Raw genomic sequence first — 260 nt, 5'->3', positions numbered from 1 at the left:
ATTCCACATTATTTTAGATGAAGGCCAAACTCGTAACTCAAATATTCGCCTCCGTGATCAGATCATAGAAACTTTATTTTCTTGTTACGATGATTCTCCACTTCACTCTGAAATTCTTTGAACTTTTCAAATGTTTCAGACTTATGTTTCATCAAGTAGATATATCCATAAAAGCTCAAATCATCTGTGAAGGAAAAAAAATAACCAAACCATCCGCCAGCCTCAACACTCATCGCATCGCATACATCAGAATGTATAAT

1 protein-coding gene is annotated in these 260 nt (G+C 34.6%); it reads right to left on the bottom strand.

From position 1 onward, the window contains the following. Positions 1-62 precede the first annotated feature (62 nt). Positions 63-260: hypothetical protein (locus PZC42_RS24910; RefSeq protein WP_277214291.1), on the bottom strand; the 198-nt coding region annotated here is incomplete at its 5' end.

Source organism: Isoptericola croceus, assembly GCF_029382255.1.
In the GTDB taxonomy this organism is placed as follows: Bacteria; Actinomycetota; Actinomycetes; order Actinomycetales; family Cellulomonadaceae; genus Isoptericola; species Isoptericola croceus.
The sequence above is the reverse complement of the archived record's forward strand: the minus strand, read 5'-3'. Positions and strand labels throughout refer to the sequence as shown.